The organism is Flavobacterium sp. 22659 (genome assembly GCF_052044235.1).
Taxonomy (GTDB): Bacteria; Bacteroidota; Bacteroidia; order Flavobacteriales; family Flavobacteriaceae; genus Flavobacterium; species Flavobacterium johnsoniae.
The window spans coordinates 176,476-199,778 of record NZ_JBQEMU010000007.1 but is presented as its reverse complement, the minus strand read 5'-3'; the positions used below and the strand labels follow the sequence as shown (position 1 = coordinate 199,778).

Annotated in this window: 16 protein-coding genes; 1 reads left to right on the top strand and 15 read right to left on the bottom strand. The window is 35.0% G+C overall.

Going from position 1 to position 23,303, the window contains the following annotated elements; translation table 11 throughout:
* The 12 genes from ACTJIW_RS10015 to ACTJIW_RS09960 all read right to left on the bottom strand — a co-directional run.
* Positions 1-2,833 (bottom strand): HYR domain-containing protein (locus ACTJIW_RS10015; protein WP_440718451.1); only part of this gene is annotated, 2,833 nt, incomplete at its 3' end.
* 530 nt (positions 2,834-3,363) lie between these two features.
* Entirely contained in the window at positions 3,364-4,290 is a 927-nt protein-coding gene (gene queG / locus ACTJIW_RS10010; protein WP_012023720.1) for a tRNA epoxyqueuosine(34) reductase QueG, read from the bottom strand.
* Positions 4,287-5,633 carry a cytochrome P450 gene (locus ACTJIW_RS10005; RefSeq protein ID WP_440714496.1) on the bottom strand — a complete coding sequence of 449 codons (1,347 nt, stop codon included), beginning with the start codon at positions 5,631-5,633 and terminating at the stop codon, positions 4,287-4,289. Before ACTJIW_RS10005 ends, queG begins: the two co-directional genes overlap by 4 nt.
* 6 nt (positions 5,634-5,639) lie before the next feature.
* On the bottom strand, positions 5,640-6,662 hold the full coding sequence (ruvB, locus tag ACTJIW_RS10000; protein WP_012023718.1) for a Holliday junction branch migration DNA helicase RuvB: 1,023 nt from the start codon (positions 6,660-6,662) through the stop codon (positions 5,640-5,642).
* Positions 6,663-6,767: 105 nt separating this feature from the next.
* Entirely contained in the window at positions 6,768-8,570 is a 1,803-nt protein-coding gene (locus ACTJIW_RS09995) for a cytochrome c oxidase subunit I (RefSeq protein WP_121362328.1), read from the bottom strand.
* A gap of 30 nt (positions 8,571-8,600) precedes the next feature.
* Positions 8,601-9,791 (bottom strand): cytochrome c oxidase subunit II, encoded by a 1,191-nt coding sequence (locus ACTJIW_RS09990; protein WP_012023716.1) that lies wholly within the window; start codon positions 9,789-9,791, stop codon positions 8,601-8,603.
* A gap of 19 nt (positions 9,792-9,810) precedes the next feature.
* On the bottom strand, positions 9,811-11,205 hold the full coding sequence (locus ACTJIW_RS09985; protein ID WP_440714497.1) for a quinol:cytochrome C oxidoreductase: 1,395 nt from the start codon (positions 11,203-11,205) through the stop codon (positions 9,811-9,813).
* Between the two features lie 27 nt (positions 11,206-11,232).
* Positions 11,233-11,778 carry a c-type cytochrome gene (locus tag ACTJIW_RS09980; protein WP_012023714.1) on the bottom strand — a complete coding sequence of 182 codons (546 nt, stop codon included), beginning with the start codon at positions 11,776-11,778 and terminating at the stop codon, positions 11,233-11,235.
* Between the two features lie 8 nt (positions 11,779-11,786).
* Complete coding sequence (locus tag ACTJIW_RS09975) at positions 11,787-12,311, bottom strand: DUF3341 domain-containing protein (RefSeq protein ID WP_073407899.1); 525 nt, start codon at positions 12,309-12,311, stop codon at positions 11,787-11,789.
* Positions 12,304-13,704, bottom strand: a complete 1,401-nt coding sequence (gene nrfD / locus ACTJIW_RS09970) for an NrfD/PsrC family molybdoenzyme membrane anchor subunit (protein WP_012023712.1) — start codon at positions 13,702-13,704, stop codon at positions 12,304-12,306. The genes ACTJIW_RS09975 and nrfD overlap by 8 nt, the downstream gene beginning before the upstream one ends.
* Positions 13,705-13,738: 34 nt before the next feature.
* A complete protein-coding gene (locus ACTJIW_RS09965) occupies positions 13,739-16,798 on the bottom strand; it encodes a TAT-variant-translocated molybdopterin oxidoreductase (protein ID WP_440714498.1) in 3,060 nt (1,019 codons plus the stop codon).
* 32 nt (positions 16,799-16,830) lie between these two features.
* The gene (locus ACTJIW_RS09960; protein ID WP_440714499.1) at positions 16,831-18,165 is read right to left on the bottom strand and encodes a cytochrome c3 family protein; all 1,335 of its coding nucleotides are present in this window, start codon (positions 18,163-18,165) and stop codon (positions 16,831-16,833) included.
* 219 nt (positions 18,166-18,384) lie between these two features.
* On the opposite strand from ACTJIW_RS09960, the gene ACTJIW_RS09955 reads away from it, so the two are divergent.
* Entirely contained in the window at positions 18,385-18,774 is a 390-nt protein-coding gene (locus ACTJIW_RS09955; protein ID WP_012023709.1) for an SPOR domain-containing protein, read from the top strand.
* Positions 18,775-18,859: 85 nt separating this feature from the next.
* On the opposite strand, the gene ACTJIW_RS09950 is transcribed toward ACTJIW_RS09955, so the two are convergent.
* The 3 genes from ACTJIW_RS09950 to infB all read right to left on the bottom strand — a co-directional run bounded on the left by ACTJIW_RS09950 (position 18,860) and on the right by infB (position 23,288).
* Positions 18,860-19,372 (bottom strand): DUF4920 domain-containing protein, encoded by a 513-nt coding sequence (locus ACTJIW_RS09950; RefSeq protein ID WP_440714500.1) that lies wholly within the window; start codon positions 19,370-19,372, stop codon positions 18,860-18,862.
* A 55-nt stretch (positions 19,373-19,427) separates the two neighbouring features.
* Positions 19,428-20,189, bottom strand: coding sequence for an acid phosphatase (locus ACTJIW_RS09945; protein ID WP_440714501.1), 762 nt, complete (start codon positions 20,187-20,189; stop codon positions 19,428-19,430).
* 228 nt (positions 20,190-20,417) lie between these two features.
* Complete coding sequence (infB, locus tag ACTJIW_RS09940) at positions 20,418-23,288, bottom strand: translation initiation factor IF-2 (RefSeq protein ID WP_012023706.1); 2,871 nt, start codon at positions 23,286-23,288, stop codon at positions 20,418-20,420.
* Positions 23,289-23,303 lie beyond the last annotated feature (15 nt).

The window sequence follows — 23,303 nt, the reverse complement described above, 5'->3', positions numbered from 1 at the left end:
TCCAAGTCACAGTAGTATTTCCTAATGGGAAACTTGACGGTGCATTATTTGTTACTGTTACTGCTCCGCTGCAATTATCTGATGTTGTAGGTGTGCCTAAATTAACGCCAGTTGCTACACATGAATTGGCATTAGCAGAAACTACCACATTTGATGGGCAGGTAATTGTTGGCTTTTGAGTATCATTTACTGTTACAGTCTGTGTGCAGGTTTGTGTATTTCCTGCTGCATCCGTTGCTGTCCAGGTTACTGTTGTATTTCCTAATGGGAAACTTGACGGCGCGTTATTCGTTACGGTTACTGTGCCGCTGCAATTATCTGATGTTGTTGGCGTGCCTAAAGAAACTCCTGTTGCTACGCAAGAGTTTGCATTAGCAGAAACCACAACTGCTGATGGGCAGGTAATTGTTGGTTTTTGAGTGTCTTTAATAATTACTTTTTGAGTCGCAGTTTCTACGTTTCCGTTACCATCATTAAAACTCCAATTAATTGTATAAGTACCTTGAACTGAATAAGTCAAAGGATCGGTCGTTGTTCCGGTTACTGTTCCTTTACAATTATCTGTTGTTATAGGTGCGGTTGCAGTTGCTGAACATTGCCCTGTAATGTCTGCCAAAACAGGTTTTGCTGGTTTCTCTGTATCACTAACTTTTACTGTAGAAGCAGCAGAAGTTGCTTCACATCCAGTTGAAGAATTTGTAACTTTAACTTTATAATCTCCATCAGAATTTACAACTAACGAAGATGATGTTTGACCAGAAATTACAACATTGTTTTTATACCAAACATACGTTGGCGATGCTGCATTAGTTACTGCATTTAAAGTAGTCGTTAAACATGCCGTTAGTGCTCCTGTTATCGAAGCTGTTGGTAACGCATTTGGTGTAGTTGAAACACTGGCGCTGTTATTAGCCGTATTACTATCTACTGTTGATGCCGGCAATGCTGCTGTGTTATTGTAAACACCAGAAGCATTAACTTTTGCCGTAATTTTTAATGTTTCAGTTACTCCACCATTTACATCTCCTATACTCCAAACACCAGTTGAGGCATTATAATTTCCTATTGTTTGTGTAGAGCTGACAAATGTATAACCTGTAGGAAGTAAATCGTTTATCGAAACTCCTGTTGCGTTGTTAACGCCTAAATTGCTCAATTTTACTGTAAATTCAACATTTGAACCTACGCATGGAGTTGCGTTGTCTACAGTTTTTGTAACGCCTAAATCAGTACATAAAGTAACTGAAACAGGTTTTGATTGTGTCTGAGCTCCACAAGTTAAAGTTGAAGCAACTGAATAGGCTCCCGTTTTTGTAGCTGTATAAGTCTCTGAGTTTGCCCCTGATATAGCAACACCGTTTAAATACCATTGATAAGGAGCAAATCCTGTTGGTGTTTTTAATGTAGCTGTATTATTAGTACATCCTCCGCCTGATATATAAGTAAAGGTTGGATCTTCTGGCTGGACAGCAAAATTTGAGAAAAATCCCGCCATAGAGAAACCTCCATCCTGCTGTACAATTGAAACCGTTAATTTAGCATTACTTTCAATAGAAAGAAAATCTGGACTCCCAATTTGTTGACTATTGAAGTTTATTAAATACCAGCCTGTATTCCCTATCTGATAACGAGCTCCAACACCAGATATATTGGCAATATTATTCCCATTCACAGTTACAACTTCTGTCCCGCTTCTTAAAAGAATATATCCAAAATAATCTAATGTTCCCGTACCATAATTTCTAAATTTTGCGGTCTCTATGAAATTAGATCCACCGCATTCTGATACCGGCGCAATTGTGGAAATATCAACCTCGCATTTTTGTGCTGTTCCAGAATATACGGCAACTCTTTTATCTGCTTTAATATGAGAAGCTGTAAAACTAACATCTTTAACACCATTTATAAAAGTATAAAAATTTCCAGCTTGTGCTAAAGTTACAGTAACCGGTGATCCTACTAATGCTCCTGTAGTCGAATAGCTTTCTATGGTTACTTTTGTGTCGTCTTTTGTAGCCACAACAGTAGTCTGCTCTGCTGTATTATTTCCTGTTCCTCTTTCAAGAAAATATTCTGTCCCTAAAACTGCTTCAGGGGGAATTTGATTGTACGCCCCGTCTCCACATCCGCCTGGAGTATCAATTGCTGCCGAGGTATTCATAACTACAGGGTTTGAAGATTCTACGAGTGTTCCAATAGGTGCTGTAAACAAATAGCTTTGTCCTGCATTTAGAGTTGTTGTAACGACACTATTTATTTTTATTGAAGTCCCGTTATTAATAGCCATAACGCTGTATATTGGGCGTTGATCACCATAATTATTAAAATTACCAAGTGATCCATCTCTATAATATCCAACTCTAAATCTAATCCCTATTCCAGCATCTCCAAAACTTGTTAATGCAGCATTTCCTTTAATATCTTTATCACTGCCATCTGCTCCTAACGCATCAGAAGCAATATTTCTTAAATTTATTGATATAGGTTTATCTCCTTTAACAATTAAACCAGCAGCATTTAAAACGGTATTCAGTGTAAATGCAGGTGCGTCTTTTGGGAGACCTGCAAATCTATAAACAGCAGGAGTACCTTTTACCGCTGTAAGATTAGTGACTAAAGTCCCATCACTTTTTGATACAGTAATTTTTACAGTAGTTGTAGAGTTAGTTGCAATAACAATTTCATTCGCTTTACTAAAATACTGCCAAGGAGCAGGTGCAATATAGTGCGTAGTATAAAACTGCGCAGAAGCACTGGTGCTGATTAAAAGAAAGAATAAAATAGTACAATTTGATTTAAAAAACTTAAACCAATTAAAAGTAGAGTTACGCATAGACAGACTCGGTATTAATTTGAGTAATAGAAATTATTGTTGAAATCCCAGAATGGGCTTTCAAGTTATAAACGAGATACGAAAAAAATAAAGGGATAGATTTTAGATTATTGAAAATAAGCTTTTCAAAATCAAAAAAATAGTTATGCAGCGTTTTGACCATAATGTTCTCGGTTCAAGACACAAATGTCTCTCGGTTAAATTAGTAGTTTTGGAGCGGCGAAAATATATAAACACCTCAATACTAGCTACATTAGTCGACAAACTACTCGGAAAAACGTTGAAATACACTTTTAGTAAACTTAAATTAACTTTAACAAGTCAATAAACATGATAATTTAACAATGAAACAACAGAAATTTCTTAATTTTTTAAAGAAAAGTCAATTTATTAAGATTTAGAGGGAGAAAAAACTAAATTATCTTACATTTTATACTCATCAAAAAAAGAGATAAAAACAAATCAAACAACTGAAAATCAATAATATAAAAACACAAAATTGTAAGAAACAAATTTGATTTTAATTTAGATTATTCTAAAAATTTAATGTTTCTTTTGAGCCCGTCAAATTTGGTTCTTTTGATAGGAGAATTTTTAAAAACTACCCGAAAAGTTTCCTCGGTAATTTCTGTCCAGTCTTTTTTTGAGAAAGACAGCAGATCCGGATTTGGGTTAAAAAGTGGTTCTGAATGAGGTTTAGAAAATCGATTCCAAGGGCAGACATCCTGACAAGTATCACAACCAAACATCCACTCATCAAATTTTCCTTTCATATCATTCGGAAGATTTTCCTTAAGTTCTATTGTATAATAAGAAATACATTTACTGCCGTCTACAATATACGGAGCAAGGATTGCTTGTGTAGGACAAGCGTCTATACATGCAGTGCAGGAACCGCAATGATCTGTTACAGCATGATCATATTCTAAATCTAAATCCAGGATAAGTTCTGCTATAAAGTAAAAAGAACCTACCCTTTGGGTTATTAGGTTACTGTTTTTTCCAATCCAGCCTAAACCGCTTTTGGCAGCCCATGCTTTATCTAAAACTGGTGCAGAGTCGACAAAGGCACGACCGGATACATCACCAATATTTTCTTGTATCGAATGCAAAAATTCTTTTAATTTTTCTTTGATAACAAAATGATAATCCTGACCATAGGCATATTTCGATATTTTGAAACTTTCTTCATTTTGAGATTCAGATGGAAAATAATTCAGCAAAAGTGAAACTACACTTTTAGCATCATCTACTAATAAAGTCGGGTCTAAACGTTTATCAAAATGATTTTCCATATAAGCCATTTGACCATTATGGTTATTGTTTAACCATTTTTCAAGCCGTGGTGCTTCTTGTTCCAGAAAACCTGCTTTAGAAATTCCGCAAGAAATAAAACCCAATCTTTTGGCTTCTTCTTTTATAAATTTTGAATATGTCTCTTTTGAATTAATACTCATCTTTTAAAAAATGAAACTTCTACATTAACAGGTTTTAGAGTAATCAGCGGATTAAATTGAATTACATCATTATTAGATTTAATGATATATTTTTTTACAACTTGTGCTATAGTCAAGCACATTTCATAAATGGCAAATCCAGTGCCAATACACATTCTTGGACCAGCACCAAATGGATAAAAATATTGCATCGACTCCTTTTTTCGATCTCCAAGAAATCGTTCCGGAATAAATTCATCCGGATTCTTCCAATACTTAGGATTTCGATGCAGTTCGTAAAAAGAAACTCCTATTAGGGTATTCTTCTTTATATTAAAATGAGCAAGAGAATCATCTTCAAGATTTTGTCTGTCAGTAATCCATGCTGGCGGATACAAACGCATAGATTCGTTCAAAACAGCATTTGTATAGGTCATTTTTTGAAGCTGCTCGATAACATTATCCGTTTGAGATTCAATTTCGATTATTTCTTCAAAAATCTTTTGCTGAACTTCAGGATTTCTACCCAAAAGATGAAGTGTAAAAGTCAAAGCATTAGCAGTTGTTTCATGCCCTGCAATAAACAAAACTTTAATTTCGTCAATCAATTGTTCAACTGACATGCTTTCTCCAGTATCTTCATATCGGGTCTCCAAAAGCATGTTCAATAAATCATTTATTTCTTCTCCCGATGCTTTTCTTTCTTCTATGATTTCCTGAATAATATGATTGTTTTCTTCGGCTAACTTGAGATGTTTCTTAACCTGACCACTCAATGAAAACCACCATGCTTTATGTGGAAGTCTAATTTCTTTAATTAAGAAATTTTGAACTTCTTCTATAATAAACTTAATACGTTGAAATTTATTCTCAGCAGTCGAAAGCTGAAATAAAGATTTTGCTACGACATTAAATGCCAGGTTACTCATTACGGGAAAGAGGTCTATTGGCTTTTCTTCAATTAAATTCTCTAATTCTAAAACAATAACGGCATTCATATTATCAACCAGCTGATTCATTTTTTGTTTATGAAATGCCGGCTGAATCAAACGTCTTTGTTTTAGCCAAAAATCACCATCGCTCGTTAAAAGCCCTTTACCTAAATACTTGGAAAGATATACGGATTGAAATTTAGATTTATGGTAATTTTTTTGATTCTTAACTAAGATATACTGTGCAATTTCATTATCTCTCGACAAGATTATATATTTTGAAAGACCAATTCTAATAGAAAAAGAATCTCCCAATTTATCAAAATATTTTTTATGAAAAGGAATCGGATTTCTGCGAACACCTTCAGCATCTCTGAAAAATCTTAGTATAGATAATTTTTCAGGATAAGTATATTTTTGTTTTTCAGACATAAAAATTTAAAATAAACCTCCTTGTATATTTGTGTTTATCTTTCCTAAATGTTTATATGCTTTCTCGGTAACTTCACGCCCGCGGGGTGTACGCATAATAAATCCTTCCTGAATCAAGAAAGGTTCATAAACTTCTTCAATAGTTTCACTGCTTTCAGAAACTGCTGTCGCCAAGGTAGAAAGACCAACTGGCCCGCCTTTAAACTTATTAATAATGGTCAATAATATCTTATTATCCATTTCATCAAGTCCATGAGCATCAACATTCAATGCCTTCAATGCATATTTAGAAATCTCTAGATCAATCGTACCGTTGCCTTTTATTTGAGCAAAATCTCTAACTCTTCGCAACAATGCATTTGCGATACGAGGAGTTCCTCTGCTTCGGCCAGCAATTTCAATTGCAGCTTCAAGATCAATTGGCATTTTTAATATTCCAGCACTTCTTTCTACAATTGTGGTTAAAAGTTCGGTAGAATAATATTGTAAACGTGATGAAATTCCAAAACGAGCCCGCATTGGAGCTGTTAATAATCCGGAACGAGTTGTCGCTCCTATTAATGTAAATGGATTTAAATTGATTTGAACGGTTCTGGCATTTGGACCAGATTCAATCATAATATCAATTTTAAAATCTTCCATTGCTGAGTATAAGTATTCTTCAACAATTGGACTCAAACGATGAATTTCATCTATAAATAAAACATCTCTTTCATCTAGATTGGTTAACAATCCGGCTAAATCTCCAGGTTTATCTAAAACAGGTCCAGAAGTAATTTTGATTCCAACCTCCAGCTCATTTGCCAAAATATTTGCCAAAGTCGTTTTCCCAAGTCCGGGAGGTCCATGAAACAAAGCATGATCAAGTGCCTCTCCACGTTGGTTAGCAGCGGCAACAAAGACTTTTAAATTTTCCAAAACCTGATCTTGTCCGGCAAAATCGTCAAATGACAGCGGACGTAATCTTTTTTCAAGATCTAATTCTTCTGAGTTATATCCTTTAGTTGTAGGATCTAGATTTTCATTCATCCTGCAAAGATATAGAAACTAATTAGTTTGTAAAACAGTAAGCTTAAGGTTTAAACCTTAACCAAACAAAAAAAGGCTGTCATTTCTGACAGCCTTTGATATATTTTAGTGGTGTAAAACTTCTTCACCTTCTTTCATTGGTACATTTTGAGGAACAAAATCTACATCATGATTTGGGTTACTGTAGTCATACGGCCAACGGTATACGTGAGGAATTTCTCCCGGCCAGTTTCCGTGGATATGTTCAACTGGAGTAGTCCACTCTAAAGTTGTAGATTTCCATGGGTTTTGAACAGCTTTTTTACCGTAGAAAATACTGCTAAAGAAGTTGTATAAGAATACTAACTGGAATGCACCTCCTACAAGAGCAAATGTTGTAATTAAAACATTCACATTTTGTAAATCATCAAATAATGGGAAGTTAGTATTTGTATAGTAACGTCTTGGTAAACCAGCTAATCCGATAAAGTGCATTGGGAAGAAAACTCCATAAGCACAAACTGCTGTAATCCAGAAGTGAATATAACCTAAATTTTTGTTTAACATTCTTCCGTACATTTTAGGGAACCAGTGGTAAATACCAGCAAACATTCCGTAAAGTGCAGAGATACCCATTACTAAGTGAAAGTGAGCAATTACAAAGTAAGTATCGTGAACGTTAATATCTAAAGTACTATCTCCTAAAATGATTCCTGTTAAACCTCCAGTGATGAAAGTAGAAACCATTCCAATAGAGAATAACATTGCAGGATTGAATTGTAAGTTACCTTTCCATAAAGTTGTAATCCAGTTGAACGCTTTTACAGCAGATGGAATTGCAATCAATAAAGTTGTGAAAGTAAATACAGATCCTAAGAAAGGATTCATACCAGAAATAAACATGTGGTGACCCCATACAATAGTTGATAAGAATGCAATTGCAAGAACTGACATAATCATCGCTCTATATCCGAAGATTGGTTTACGAGAGTTCGTAGCCATAATTTCAGAAACAAGTCCCATTGCTGGTAAGATTACGATGTAAACCTCAGGGTGACCTAAGAACCAGAATAAGTGTTCGAACAATACTGGAGAACCTCCTTGGTAGTGTAAAACCTCTCCAGCAATATAGATATCTGATAAGAAGAATGAAGTACCAAAACTTCTGTCAAAAATCAATAATAAAGCTGCAGATAATAATACTGGGAATGAAATAACACCAATAATAGCTGTTACAAAAAATGTCCAGATTGTAAGAGGAAGTCTAGTCATAGACATTCCTTTTGTTCTTAAGTTAATAACAGTTACAATGTAGTTTAATGATCCCATTAAAGAAGATGCAATAAATATAGCCATTGAAACTAACCATAAAGTCATACCTGTTCCAGAACCTGGAATTGCTTGCGGTAATGCACTCAATGGAGGATAAATTGTCCAACCTGCAGAAGCTGGTCCAGCTTCAACAAATAAAGAACTTAACATTACTACAGCAGATAAGAAAAACAACCAGTATGAAATCATGTTCATAAATCCAGAAGCCATATCTCGCGCTCCAATTTGAAGTGGAATAAGTAAGTTACTAAAAGTTCCACTTAAACCTGCCGTCAGTACAAAGAATACCATGATGGTACCATGAATTGTAACTAAAGCAAGATAAATATCATTAGCCATTACACCATCAGGTGCAAATTTATCTCCTAATAAAACATTGAATATTTTAAAAGACTCTTCTGGCCACGCTAATTGCATTCTGAAAAGCAAGGACATTGCAATCCCAATTACTCCCATAACAATACCCGTAATTAAGTATTGTTTAGCAATCATTTTGTGATCAATACTAAAAATATATTTAGTAATGAACGTGTCTTTATGATGATGTTCGTGCTCGTGATCGTGTCCGTGATCGTGACCGTGCGCTTCTGCTGACATATATGTGTACTTTAAATTTTCTTAATAATATTATTTCATCGCAACTTTAGCTACAGCTGCTTTAACAGTATCAACTACCGCTTTTACGGTATCTTTTACTTTTGCAGTAGTATCTGTAGTTGGAGCAGCTCCTTCAGCTGGTTTTTCAGCAGCTTTTGCTGCTTTAATATCTTGAGCTAAAGTAGTTTTTTCACTTAACCATTTTTTATAATCTTCAGGAGTATCAACCACAACTTTCATTTGCATGTTATAGTGTGAAGCTCCACAGATTTTATTACATAATAATAAATAGTCAAATGTATAAGGATCTAAAGCTGTACCGCCTTTTGCAACTAACTCAGCACTTTTTTCAGCTCTAAGTTTATTAATATTCGCAACTTTCTCAACCATAAATGGAAGCTCTCTGTATTCAGCAGTAGTATAAGTTGGAACGAAAGCAAATTCTGTAACCATTCCAGGAACACAGTTCATCTGCGCTCTAAAGTGAGGCATATAAGCTGAGTGTAAAACGTCTTGAGAACGCATTTTGAAGTGTACTTTTTTACCTTTAGGGATATGCAGCTCAGAAACTACAATATCATCCTGAGAGTTAGGATCTGACATATCAACTCCTAATGTATTGATTCCTTCAATTAAACGTACGTTAGCTTTTCCTAAAACATTATCTTGTCCAGCATATCTAGCTGTCCATTTAAATTGCTGAGCGTATAATTCAATTTCAATTACATCTTCGTCTTTATCAACAAACATAATGTTATTCCAAGCATATAATCCGTAAAGAATTAAACAAGCTAAAACAACAGATGGAATGATACTCCAGATTGCTTCTAATTTGTTACTATCAGCAAAGAATAATGCTTTTTTATCTTTATTTCCTTTGTATTTAAAAGAAAACCAGTATAATAAACCTTGAGTAATAACTTGAACTGTAAAGATCAAAACCCAAGTAATATTCATTAAACTATCTACTAAACCACCATGCTCTGAAGCAGGAGTATGAAGCGCCAAATTACCCCATTTTAGTAAACCATAAATAGTAAATATATAAATGAATGCTAAAAAGCCAAACAAAATATATCCCTGAATGTTATTGTCATTATCTGATGCAACTTGAGAATCGTCCGAAGAAGATCCTACTTGAGTAAGATCAAATATCTTGGTCAATTGCCATAGTGCAACTGCTAATAAAACTAAAACTATAATTACCAACAAACTTGTCATCTGTTTACTTCTTTAAATATTAATAATGAAAATGTTTACTTTCTTCGATGAAAGGATTTCTTTTTGCAAGCAAAGGAGATTTAGTTAATGCAGTAAATACAACAAATATAAATAAACCTAAGAAGAAAAGAATAGATGCAATTTCAGGAACTCCAATAAACCATTTGTCTCCAACTGTACCAGGCATAATCATATTAAAGAAATCAACATAGTGACCTAATAAGATTACAATACCTGCCATAACTACAACCCAGTTAAGACGTTTGAAGTCTGTATTAATTAATATCAATAATGGGAAAACAAAGTTCATAACAACCGCACCAAAGAAAGGAAGGTTATATAATTGAATTCTTGTTACGAAATAAGTTACCTCTTCTGGAATATTAGCATACCAGATCAACATGAACTGAGAGAACCATAAATAAGTCCAGAAAACACTAATACCAAACATGAATTTAGCCAAATCGTGAATATGACTAGTATTTACATATTCTAAATATCCTTTAGATTTTAAGTAAATTGTAATTAAAGCAATAGAAGTAATACCACTTACAAAGAAAGAAGCAAATACATACCATGCAAACAAAGTACTGAACCAGTGTGGATCAAATGACATAATCCAATCCCAAGCCATAATAGACTCAGATACGATAAAGAAAACTAAGAATCCCGCAGAAATTTTGAAATTCTTTTTGTAGTAAAGATCATCATTTGCCTCATCTTGAGCTAAACAGTTTTTTCTAGAAAAATGACGGTAGATATTCCATCCTAACAAAAAGATAAAAGCTCTTACAATCCAGAAAGGGAAATTTAAATATCCTGATTTACCAGCAATGATAGCATCATAATTTGGAGTTTTAGGATCAGTTACTCCTTCACCTAACCAAACAAATATATGATTAAAATGTAATCCGCATAAAACTAAAATTATGAAGAAAATGATAGAACCAGCTGGTAAGTAAGCTGTTATACCCTGCATAACTCTAAATAAAACTGGAGACCAACCTGCCTGAGCAACTTGTTGAATAGCATAAAATGCTAAAACCCCCATAGAAAGCAGTAAAAAGAAAATACAAGCTACATATAATGCAGACCAAGGTTTGTTTTGCAATTGGTGCAATACATGGTTTAAGTGTTCAGTGTGCTCATCAGCTGCACCAACTTTTGCATGTTCTCCTCCTTTGTGTTCTTCGTGTGAAGCTTCAGCAGCCTCATGATGTCCTGCCTCTTTATGTGAAGCCTCTGCAGACTCCCCATGTGCAGTACCGTGAGCTCCGTGAGCATCTGCTGCTAGTATTTTTTCAACTTCTTGAATATCTTTAGGTGCACTTAAAAAACCATACCCAATTCCTAATAGTCCTAGAACCATTAAGATGATAGAAAAAGTTTTTAATTTACTTGAAAATGTATACATATCTATTACGATCAGTTTGTTCAACAATTATAATTGGCTTTTTAGTTTCAGAACATAGTCAGCAACTAACCAACGTTCGTGAGCACTTAATTGATTTGCATGTGAACCCATTGCATTTAAACCATAAGTCTCAACATGAAAGATACTACCTTCAGTGATTTCTCTGTCTTTATAGCTAGGTACTCCAAGAAATTTTTCTCTTTCAACCAATTTACCTTTACCGTTACCAGCAGCTCCATGGCAGCTAATACAGTAAATTTCGAAAAGTTCTTTCCCTTTTCCAGAATTTTTCTCTTCTTCTGTCAAAGGTGATTTTAAATTAGCTTTTGCTAATTCATAACCAGCTGTAGAATTTTCATATTCATAAGGTTCAAAACCTCTATTGATAGTTCCTTCAACAGGAAGCTGTCCTTCTTTTCCTCCTTTAAATATTTTTGCTTCTGTATATGGCTCGTAAGCAACAGACTCATACATATTTGGGAAATACTGATAGTTTGGCGCCGAATTATTGTGGCAAGATGAAACTAAAATAGTTATACCAACTAAAAGTGTTATTTTATATATCCTTTTCATAGCTACAATTAATTCTTTTCAATTACTTTAACTTCAACAGCTCCAGTGCCTTCGAAAAAAGAAACAAGTTCTGCTTCGTTATCGTTTACAGCAACTTCCATTAAGAAGTGGTCATCTGTTGTTCTTACATCAGGATTCTCAGCTTGTTTAAATGGCCATAATCTACTTCTCATGTAAAAAGTGATTACCATTAAGTGGGCTGCAAAGAACACCGTCATCTCAAACATAATTGGCACAAAAGAAGGCATATTCTGGATGAAACTAAAACTTGGTTTACCTCCAATATCCTGCGGCCAATCGTGAATCATGATATAACTCATCATTGTTGTTGCAACAGAAATACCAACACATCCGTATAAAAAAGCACATATTGCTAATCTTGTTGGTGCTAGTCCCATAGCTTTATCCAATCCGTGAACTGGGAATGGAGTAAAAACCTCTTCAATATGATGATGAGCAGCTCTAGTTTTCTTTACTGCATTCATCAAAACGTCATCGTCATTATAAATGGCGTATATAACTTTATTACTCATGATGTGAATCTTTATTTGCTCTTTCTCTAATGTAATTATCTCCTGTTCCTTTCAAAATTGTTTTTACCTCTGCCTGAGCGATTACAGGGAATGTTCTAGAGTATAATAAAAACAATACAAAGAAGAAACCAATTGTTCCAATGAAAATTCCAATATCAACAAATGTTGGTGAGAACATTGTCCAAGAAGATGGAAGGTAATCTCTATGTAAAGAAGTAACAATAATTACGAATCTTTCAAACCACATACCGATGTTTACTACAATCGAAATGATGAATGAGAACATGATACTTGTTCTTAATTTTTTGAACCACATGAACTGAGGAGAGAACACGTTACATGTCATCATTGACCAATATGCCCACCAGTAAGGTCCAGTAGCTCTGTTTAAGAATGCATATTGTTCATATTCTACCCCTGAATACCAAGCTACGAATAACTCTGTAATATAAGCAACACCTACGATAGAACCAGTAATCATGATAATGATGTTCATTAACTCGATATGCTGTAATGTGATGTATGCTTCAAGGTTAGAAACTTTTCTCATAACGATCAACAATGTATTTACCATCGCAAATCCTGAGAAAACCGCTCCAGCAACGAAGTATGGAGGGAAAATTGTTGTATGCCATCCAGGAATTACAGAAGTAGCAAAGTCCATAGATACAATTGTGTGTACAGAAAGTACAAGAGGTGTGGCTAAACCAGCTAATACCAAAGATACTTCTTCGAAACGCTGCCAATCTTTAGCTCTACCGCTCCATCCAAAACTTAGGATAGAATAAACTCTTTTGTTAAATGGAGTAATAGCTCTATCACGAAGCATAGCGAAATCAGGCAATAAACCAGTCCACCAGAATACTAATGATACTGAAAGATAAGTTGAAATCGCGAATACGTCCCAAAGCAATGGTGAGTTAAAGTTTACCCATAAAGATCCAAATTGATTTGGAATAGGTAAAACCCAGTATGCTAACCATGGACGCCCCATGTGAATGATTGGAAATAAACCTGCCTGAACTACCGAGAAAATGGTCATAGCTTCCGCAGAACGGTTAATAGCCATTCTCCAACGCTGACGGAAAAGTAAAAGTACTGCAGAAATCAAAGTTCCAGCGTGACCAATACCAACCCACCAAACGAAGTTAGTAATATCCCAAGCCCAACCAACTGTTTTGTTTAATCCCCATGTTCCGATACCGGTAGATACGGTGTAAATTATACAACCTAACCCCCAAAGGAAGGCTACTAATGCGATTGTAAATACAATCCACCATTGTTTATTTGCAGGTCCTTCAACAGGCGCTGCCACATCTACAGTTACATCGTGATATGATTTATCACCTATAACTAAAGGTTTTCTAATGGGTGCTTCGTAATGAGACGACATAATCCTTTATATTGTTTCTTAATTAATAATTTTACTAAGTGTTTCTAACTTTTACATGATAGAAAACATTTGGTTTTGTACCAACATGCTCTAATAAATGATACATTCTTTCGCTTTCTGCTAATTTTGCAACTTCGCTTTCTTTATCATTTACATCTCCGAATACCATAGCACCAGAAGAACAAGCTGCAGAACAAGCACAAGCATTGTTGAACTCATCTTTACCTACAACTCTTCCTTGACGTTTAGCTTCAAGGATAACTGCTTGAGTACTTTGGATACAGAAAGAACATTTTTCCATAACTCCACGAGAACGAACGTTTACGTCTGGGTTTAACACCATACGACCTAAATCGTCATTCATATGATAATCGAATTCACTGTTTTTGTTGTACAAGAACCAGTTGAAACGACGAACTTTATAAGGACAGTTGTTCGCACAGTAACGAGTACCAACACATCTGTTATATGCCATGTGATTCTGACCTTGACGACCGTGAGAAGTTGCCGCAACTGGACAAACAGTTTCACATGGTGCGTGGTTACAGTGTTGACACATTACCGGCTGGAATGCTACTTGTGGATTATCTCCAGGTTTTTCCATTTCATTAAATGTAGATAATGAACTAGATAAACCAGCAATTCCTTCTTTTCTTTCGTTATCACCTTCAAAAGTGCTTTCAGAAGAATAGTATCTGTCGATACGTAACCAGTGCATATCACGGCTTCTTCTAACTTCTGCTTTACCTACAACTGGAACGTTGTTTTCAGCGTGACAAGCGATAACGCAGGCTCCACATCCAGTACAAGCATTTAAGTCGATTGATAAGTTAAAGTGATGTCCAGTAGTACGATCAAATGATTCCCATAAATCTACAGTAGTAGCTTCTACTTCCTGATGATCTAAAGATACCATTGGCTGTTCGTTCCAATGTTTTGCATCTTGAGTATTGAAGATTTCTAAAGTAGTTTCTTTAATAATATCTCCTCTACCCATTAAAGTTTTCTGTCCTTGAACACAAGCAAACTCATGTTCTCCATTTGCCTTAGCAAGTGTAATAGACTGAACACTATTGAAATTTTTATATAAAGCGTAAGCATTAATACCTACTTGCATTTCTTCTTTTAAAGCCGCTTTACGACCGTATCCAACAGCTAAACCAACTGTACCAACAGCTTGCCCCGGCTGAACAATAACTGGCACATTTTCTAGTTTGTTTCCATCAGCAGTTGTAATAGTAGCATAACTACCATTTAAACCTCCGTTAGCAACGATTTCATTTGATAAATTGAATTTATTCGCATCAGCATTTGAAACTGTAACATAGTTATCCCAAGAAACTCTTGTAATTGGATCTGGGAACTCTTGCAACCAAGGATTGTTTGCATGCTGACCATCTCCCATACCAGTTTTAGTATATAATACTAATTCAAGTTCTCCAGAAGATTTTGCTTTAGAAAGTAAACTTGCAGCTCCGGCGAAATCATAAGAACCACCAGCTAAAGCAGCAGAACCAACTACAAAAACTCCATCATGTAAAACTTTATTCCAAGAAGAACCAGCAATGATTGCTCCAGAATTAGCTTTTAAATAATCATAGAAGTTTCCTGGTGTACCGTTTAATGATAATAAAACATCTTGAAATTGTTTTGTATCAAAGATCGGACGAATCGTAGGCTGAGTTAAGCTATAAGTACCTTTTGTAATCTCTACATCTCCCCAAGACTCTAAATAATGAGGCGCTGCAGCAGCGATTGTAGATATAGCAGCTGTTTCATCTTCTTTTAAAGAGAATGCAACAGATGTTTTAACTTTTTTCAATCCAGATACAAATGAAGCAGAATCTGCTAAAGTGTAAACAGGATTAACTCCGCTCATAATTAAAGTGTGAACACTTCCAGCATTCATATCTTTTATTAATTGAGCTACAACAGCATTAGAACCTTTTCTAATTTGTCTTGTTCCAGCAGTACTAAAAGCCTCACTAGCTAATGCCTGATTAATAGCTAAAACTAATAACTGAGCATTTTTGTCTTCGATTCCAGATACTAAAATTCCTTTTGTACCTGCTGCTTTTAATTGTTGAGCCGCTTTTACAACTTCTGCTTTAAATTTCGCATCTAAAGAAACAGGAACTGAAGCACCAACAACAATATTATATATTTGAACTAAAGCTTGTTTTTGATCAGCTGTAGTCATTGGAACACGCTTATCAGCCGCCGCTCCAGATAATGTCATATTTGATTCAAACTGAAAATGACGAGACATTTTTCCATTTTGAGGAATACGTCCTTTTGCATATCCAGCATCGTATCCACCACCTTGCCAGTCTCCTAAGAAATCAGCCCCAACAGATACAATTAATGAAGCTTTTGAAAAATCGTAATCAACTAAAGCTCTTTCTCCGTATACAGTTTCAAATGCATCTAAAGCATCAGAAGATGAAACCGCATCATAAACTACATGCTTAGCGTTTGGATTTTTAGCAATAAATTCACCAATTAATTTTTCAGTAGTCGGGCTCGCTAATGTGTTAGTCAATAATACTACTTGACCTCCTTTAGCTTTTGCATCAGCCAAACTTGATTTAATTTTTAAATCAACTGCTGACCAACTGCTGTTTTTTCCATCCAATTTAGGTTCTTTCAAACGCATACTATCATATAAACCTAAGATAGAAGCATGAATTCTTGCATTGGCAGAAAACTTAGCACCAGCAATGGTGTTGTTTTCAATTTTAATTGGACGACCCTCACGAGTTTTTACCAAAAGATTTGCAAAATCAAAACCGTCAAAAACAGTAGTTGCATAATAATCTGCAACACCAGGAATGATTTGCTCTGGTTGTAATACATAAGGGATAGACTTGTGCACAGGACCTTCACAAGCAGCAAGTGTAACTGCCGCAGTACTAAATCCTACGTACTTTAAAAAGTCACGACGTGAAGTTCCAGATGAAGCTAAAGCATCTGCATTCCCTAGAAATTCTTCTGTAGGAATCTCTTCAACAAATTCGTTATTTCTAAGCGCCTCAACAATAGAGCTATTTTCTAGCTCTTCAACACTTTTCCAGTATTTTTTGTTTGATGACATTGTATATATATATTAAAATCTTAATAATTCGATTAATAGTGGCATTTACCGCATTCTAAACCTCCCATTTGCGCTGCAGTTAATTTCTCTACACCGTATTTTTTAGAAAGTTCAGCATGAATTTTTTCATAGTATGCGTTTCCTTCCATCTTAACATCAGTTTTTCTATGGCAATCAACACACCATCCCATTGTTAATTTAGAATATTGCTTCATGATTTCAAATTCTTGTACTGGACCGTGACAAGTTTGACATTCAACTCCTGCAACAGAAACGTGTTGTGAGTGGTTGAAATAAACAAAATCAGGAAGATTATGAATACGAACCCATTTAACTGGCTGTGTTTTTCCAGTATAAGCTTGTTTAGTCTTATCCCATCCAACAGCATCGTATAATTTTTGAATTTGAGCATCGTAAAACGCTTTGCTGTATTCAGCAGTAGCAGTAGTTTCAGCAACCTCAGAAATATTTTTATGACAGTTCATACAAACATTTAAAGAAGGAATACCAGCAGTTTTACTTACACGTGCAGCAGAGTGGCAATATTTACAATTGATCTCATTATCTCCAGCGTGAATTTTGTGAGAATAGTGAATTGGCTGAATTGGCTCATAATTTTGATCAACACCAACCTGCATCAAATATCCATACACAAAGTAACCACTAGCTAAAAGCAGAAATATAGAAGTAACTAATACCAAAAATTGATTTTTAGCAAAAGCTTTCCAAATTGGAGTTCTGCCCTCTTTTGGAGCAACTTCAATTCCGTTATTGCTGGCAACTTTAGTCAATACTTTATTCACCATGAACAACATAACAACTAAAATAGCCATTACAAGAGCAAGAGCTCCTAAAATAATGTTGTTAGAAATTCCTCCGCCTTCTACGTTAGTTCCAGGAGGAGTAGCAGCTCCGCCTGTAGCTACAGCCGGCTCAGCTTTTACTTCAGAAGTATAAGCGATAATATTATCAATATCACCTGTAGATAATTGAGGAAAAGAAGTCATTACTGCCTTGTTATTTTCCTCGAAAAGTTTAACAGCAACAGGATCTCCTGATTTAATCATATCAGAACTGTTGTGTACCCATTTGTAAATCCAAGCCATATCGTGCTTAGAAGCAACGCCTCTTAAAGCCGGACCTGTTGATTTAGCATCTAATTTGTGACATGCAGCACAATTTGCATTAAAAAGTTCTTTCCCTTTTACCGGATCACCACCAGATGCAGCAGCCGGAGCAGCAGCTTCAGTCGCCGCAGGAGCAGCAGCAGGATCTTGAGCAAATGAAGTTAGGGAGAAAATCAACGTTAGCGATAAACTAAGTAATAATTTTCTTGAGATCGAATTATGGTTACCCACCTTTTTCATATAGTATAATAATTATCTACTAATTTTTGGTATGATTTTTTCTGTAATAAATCAGACTAAAATTAATACCTTCTTTTAAAACTTGCACAAAAATACGACTTATGAACTATTCTCAAAACCTTAAAATAGTCTTAAATATCAATTTATATCAATTCTAAATAATATTAAAATTTTACATACAAACTTTAAATAGTATTTTTGCATAAAAACCATCACATTATGAGAATTTTAAGCTCTTCAAAAAACGTTTTCTTAACATTAACAATGTTGACATTAGGATACAATATTCATGCTCAAAGCCAAAATTTAACACTGAATCAAGACCCTAAATTTGAACAGTTAATGAACGACAAACGTAAATTTAACACATCAATAAGTACAAACGATTCTTATAGAATTCAAATTTTCAGCGGTAAAAGCGAAGACGCTAAAAAGACATTATCTGACTTTAAAAGAGAATATTCGAACATAGACGGAACTATAATTTTTAACACTCCTAACTACAAGGTTATTGTTGGAAATTTCAAATCCAGAATAGAAGCCGAAAGAAATTTGGTTGACATTCGAAAAAAATACAAAAGTGTCTTTTTATTAAAGCCTGGCAAATAATTAAAGGACATATAGAGTAATAAAAAAAGCGAGATAATTATCTCGCTTTTTTTTATGTATACATTTCAAAGTAAAAACTTTCAAATCAATTCACCACTTTAATTCCATTTGCTAAAAATCGAATCTCTTCTTTTGGTGAATTAATAGCATCTATTTCTGCTTTTGATTTTTTAGCATCTTTAGCATAATGTTTTAACTCATCAACTGAAGTTACTTTTTTCTCAGCACTACCTTCCAAAACCACATTTTTACCTTTTAAGGCGGTTGGAACAAAAAACGCATAATCCTTCATCTTTACAAAGAAAGACGAGCCATCTTCTGTTTTAAGAGTTATCCAGCATCCTCTTTTCTCACAAACATTTGTTACCTCTCCTTTTACGGCAACTCCTTCTGCCCTTTTTGTGTTTTTTAACTCACTTTCTAATTTCTTAACAGAAATTGCCTTGTTTACAACATCACCCGAAACATCTGTTCCATAATAATCCCCAATTAAAGCATTTCCTGCAGGCGGTGCAGGCTTCTCAACACTTTCCTGCGAAAATGACAATGTAGAAAAACTTATAAAAAGCGTAAAAGCATATATTGACAATCGTTTCATATTTATATAATTTTATCAAAAATAATATTAAAATCTGAAATAAGAATACCCTTTTCTAAGCTCCTGCCATTTCTTTTTTAACCTCCTCCAAATCGGATAGAAAAGCCGAATTAACACAAAGACACTCAACAGCAGCCCGCCCCATAACTCTTCCCATTTCAACATCACTATACCAATGTGCATTACAAATAACACGGCTTTCACCAAAGTCATGTCCACGTTTTAAAATCTCTTCCTGTTTATCCGGAAAAAGCTTAATCAAAACCAAAGACCATGCCCAGCCTACAGCCGCATGACCTGAAGGAAAAGACCCAACTTTATATAATATATTTTCCTGATCCGGAGTGCAGGTTTTTTGATTATTAACCATAAACGGCCGTTCTCGCTTATAATGATTTTTAGCCGCATAAGTAGATAATCCCGCATCGGTCATTACTCTTCGCATAAGAACATAAAGCTTAGGTGTTTTTGTTTCACTAATTTCTATACCTAAAATTGGTTCAAATGATTTAACAGCAAAAGGAAAGGACAGATCTGCATCTCTTGCAGCCTGCAAAAAACGCTCCTTATCCTTAGACTCAACAGCCTTTTTTGCATGCTCTAAATCAAGATCAAAAAGGCTGGAGTTATGTTCCGGAGGCGGCGACAATAAAAGAAGACTATTAGGCATTTCTGTTTCAGACAAATACCCATCCAGCAATGCAGGCATTATCTGCCTTAACTGCTGAACGTTTGTAAAATTACTAACAGCATTATTATCTGACTTAAAACGTTTCCTAAAAATTGCATTAATAATACGAATTACCGTTATCTTCATATCCAGCACAAATAATTTTCACTCAAACTATCTATTCTATTTTTAAAGACAAAGAAACAAACAATCCTAAAATCACGCCTAGTTTAAATTATTCATTTATGTTTCATATTATAAAATGAAACACATTTTTATAAAAAAGATCCGCCAGAATTACACTTACACACAAAACCTTTTTAAACAAAAAAAGTCCCAATTTTCATTGGGACTTTTTAATATTAATATTGAATATTATTTCAATTTCTTCTTGATAGCTACTTCATGGTAAGCTTCAATCACATCGCTAATTTCAATGTCATTAAATCCTTTAATTTGAATACCACAATCATAACCTTTTGTTACTTCTTTAACATCATCTTTGAATCGTTTTAAAGCAACTAACTCACCTGTATGAACTACAACTCCATCTCTAATAACTCTAATTTTAGAAGTTCTTAAGATTTTACCATCAGTTACCATACAACCTGCGATTGAACCTACTTTAGAGATTTTGAAAATCTCACGAATTTCAGCAGTTCCTAAAACTTCTTCTTTCATTTCAGGAGCTAACATTCCTTCCATTGCATCTTTCAAGTCGTCAATAGCTGCATAGATAATAGAGTAGTAACGGATATCGATTTCTTCCTTATCAGCAAGCTGTCTTGCATTTCCAGCTGGACGAACGTTAAATCCAATAATAATCGCATCAGATGCAGAAGCCAGGTTAACGTCGGTTTCTGTAATCGCACCGACTCCTTTGTGGATAATATTAATTTGAACTTCTTCTGTAGAAAGTTTAGAGAACGAATCTGATAACGCTTCAACAGATCCATCCACGTCTCCTTTAAGGATTACGTTTAATTCTTTAAACTGACCAAGTGCAATACGACGTCCAATTTCATCAAGCGTAATATGTCTTTGTGTACGTACAGACTGTTCACGCATTAATTGAGAACGTTTAGATGCAATTTGTTTTGCTTCTTTTTCATCTTCAAATACGTTGAATTTATCACCTGCAGTTGCAGCACCGTCAAGACCTAAAACAGATACCGGAGTTGAAGGACCAGCTGTTAAAACTGTATGCCCTCTTTCATCATGCATAGCTTTCACTTTTCCATGATGTTTACCTGCCAGCATATAATCTCCAATTTTTAGAGTTCCATGCTGAACTAAAATCGTAGATACATATCCTTTACCTTTATCTAAGTAAGCCTCAACAACAGTTCCCTGAGCTGCCTTATTTGGATTAGATTTTAAATCTAAAATCTCTGCTTCTAATAACACTTTTTCAAGTAATTCTTTCACACCCAATCCTGTTTTTGCAGAAATATCATGTGATTGAATTTTACCACCCCAATCTTCAACAAGTAAATTCATACCTGCTAATCTTTCTTTAATTTTATCAGGGTTAGCATTTGGCTTATCAACTTTGTTGATAGCAAATATAATTGGAACTCCAGCTGCCTGAGCATGACTGATTGCCTCTTTTGTTTGCGGCATGATATCATCATCCGCAGCGATTACGATAATAGCTATATCTGTAACCTGAGCTCCACGTGCACGCATCGCAGTAAACGCCTCGTGACCCGGAGTATCTAAAAATGCAATTTTTTGTCCATTATCAAGAGTAACTCCATATGCTCCAATGTGCTGTGTAATACCTCCAGACTCACCAGCGATAACATTTTCTTTACGAATATAATCCAGTAAAGATGTTTTACCGTGGTCAACGTGACCCATTACTGTAACAATTGGTGCTCTTGTTACTAAATCTTCTTCTCTATCTTCAACAACTTCAATTGCTTCTTCGATATCAACAGTTATAAATTCAACATCATAACCAAATTCATCAGCAACAATTGTTAATGTTTCAGCATCCAGACGCTGGTTCATGGTTACCATGATACCAAGAGACATACAAGTTCCAATTACTTTAGTAATAGGCACATCCATCATGATTGCAATCTCACCAACTGTAACGAATTCTGTAACCTTAATTGTTTTACTTCCTTCGTCAAGAGCTCTTTGTTCATCATCAGATTTCTGACGGTGTGTTTCTCTTTTATCTCTTCTATATTTAGCCGCTTTAGACTTACCTCCCTTACCTTGAAGTTTTTCAAGAGTTTCTCTAATTTGGTTTTTTACTTCTTCTTCTGTAGGCTCTACTTTTGCAACAATTGCAGGACGGTTTCCTTTTACAAAACCAGGTCTTGCATTTCTGTTAGCATTAAAACCTCCACCAGAATTTGGTGTAATTTTATTAGGATTTGGTGTTCCCGGCGCATTACCGGTTGCAGGTTTTGGCGCACCCGGCGTACCAGGTTTAGGAGCAATCCTTTTACGCTTATTTTTATTAGCGTTATTATTATTCCCAACTCCAGGAGTTCCTGGTTTATTTGGAGTAATTTTTGGATCTTCTTTCTTTTTCTTAGGCTTATTAAATTGAGATAAATCAATAGTCTGCCCAGTAAGAGTCGTTCCGGATAATTTTTGATATTGAGTAGTGATTGTTTCCTCTGCAGTTGTTGGATCCGTTGAAATAATTGGCTCCTGAGCTGTTTTAGAACTTTCAGCTTTTACTTCTTTTTTCTCAGTAATAATAGGCTTTTCTACCTTTTTCTCTTCAGAAACAACAGGAGCTACAGGCTCAGACTGTACAGTTTCTTTTTGAACAGGTTTTTCTGTTTGAGTTGGAGTAACAGTTTTAGGTTCTTCAGCTTTTACTGGCTCTTCTGGAGAAACAGCCGCAGGTTTCTTTGGATTTAAATCAATTTTACCTACCTGTACAGGTCCTGAAACAACAGCTCTGGCTTTGATTATTTCCTGCTGTTTTTGACGCTCCTCTTCTTGTCTGCGTTTGTCTTCAATTTCTTTCTCACGCTCTACACGTAATGCTTCTTTTTCTTTTCTTTTTTCTTCTCCAACCTCTTTAGAAGCTTCCTTATTCCCCTTATCGCCCGCAAATTGACTTTGAAGGATATTAAATTCACTGTCAGAAATTTTTGCATTTGGATTTGCATCAATAGCAATTCCTTTATCTTTTAGATAATCTACAGCTCTTTCTAACGAGATATTTAATTCCCTTAAAACCTTATTTATTCTTATTACTCTCTCTTCAGACATATAACCTTTTTATTA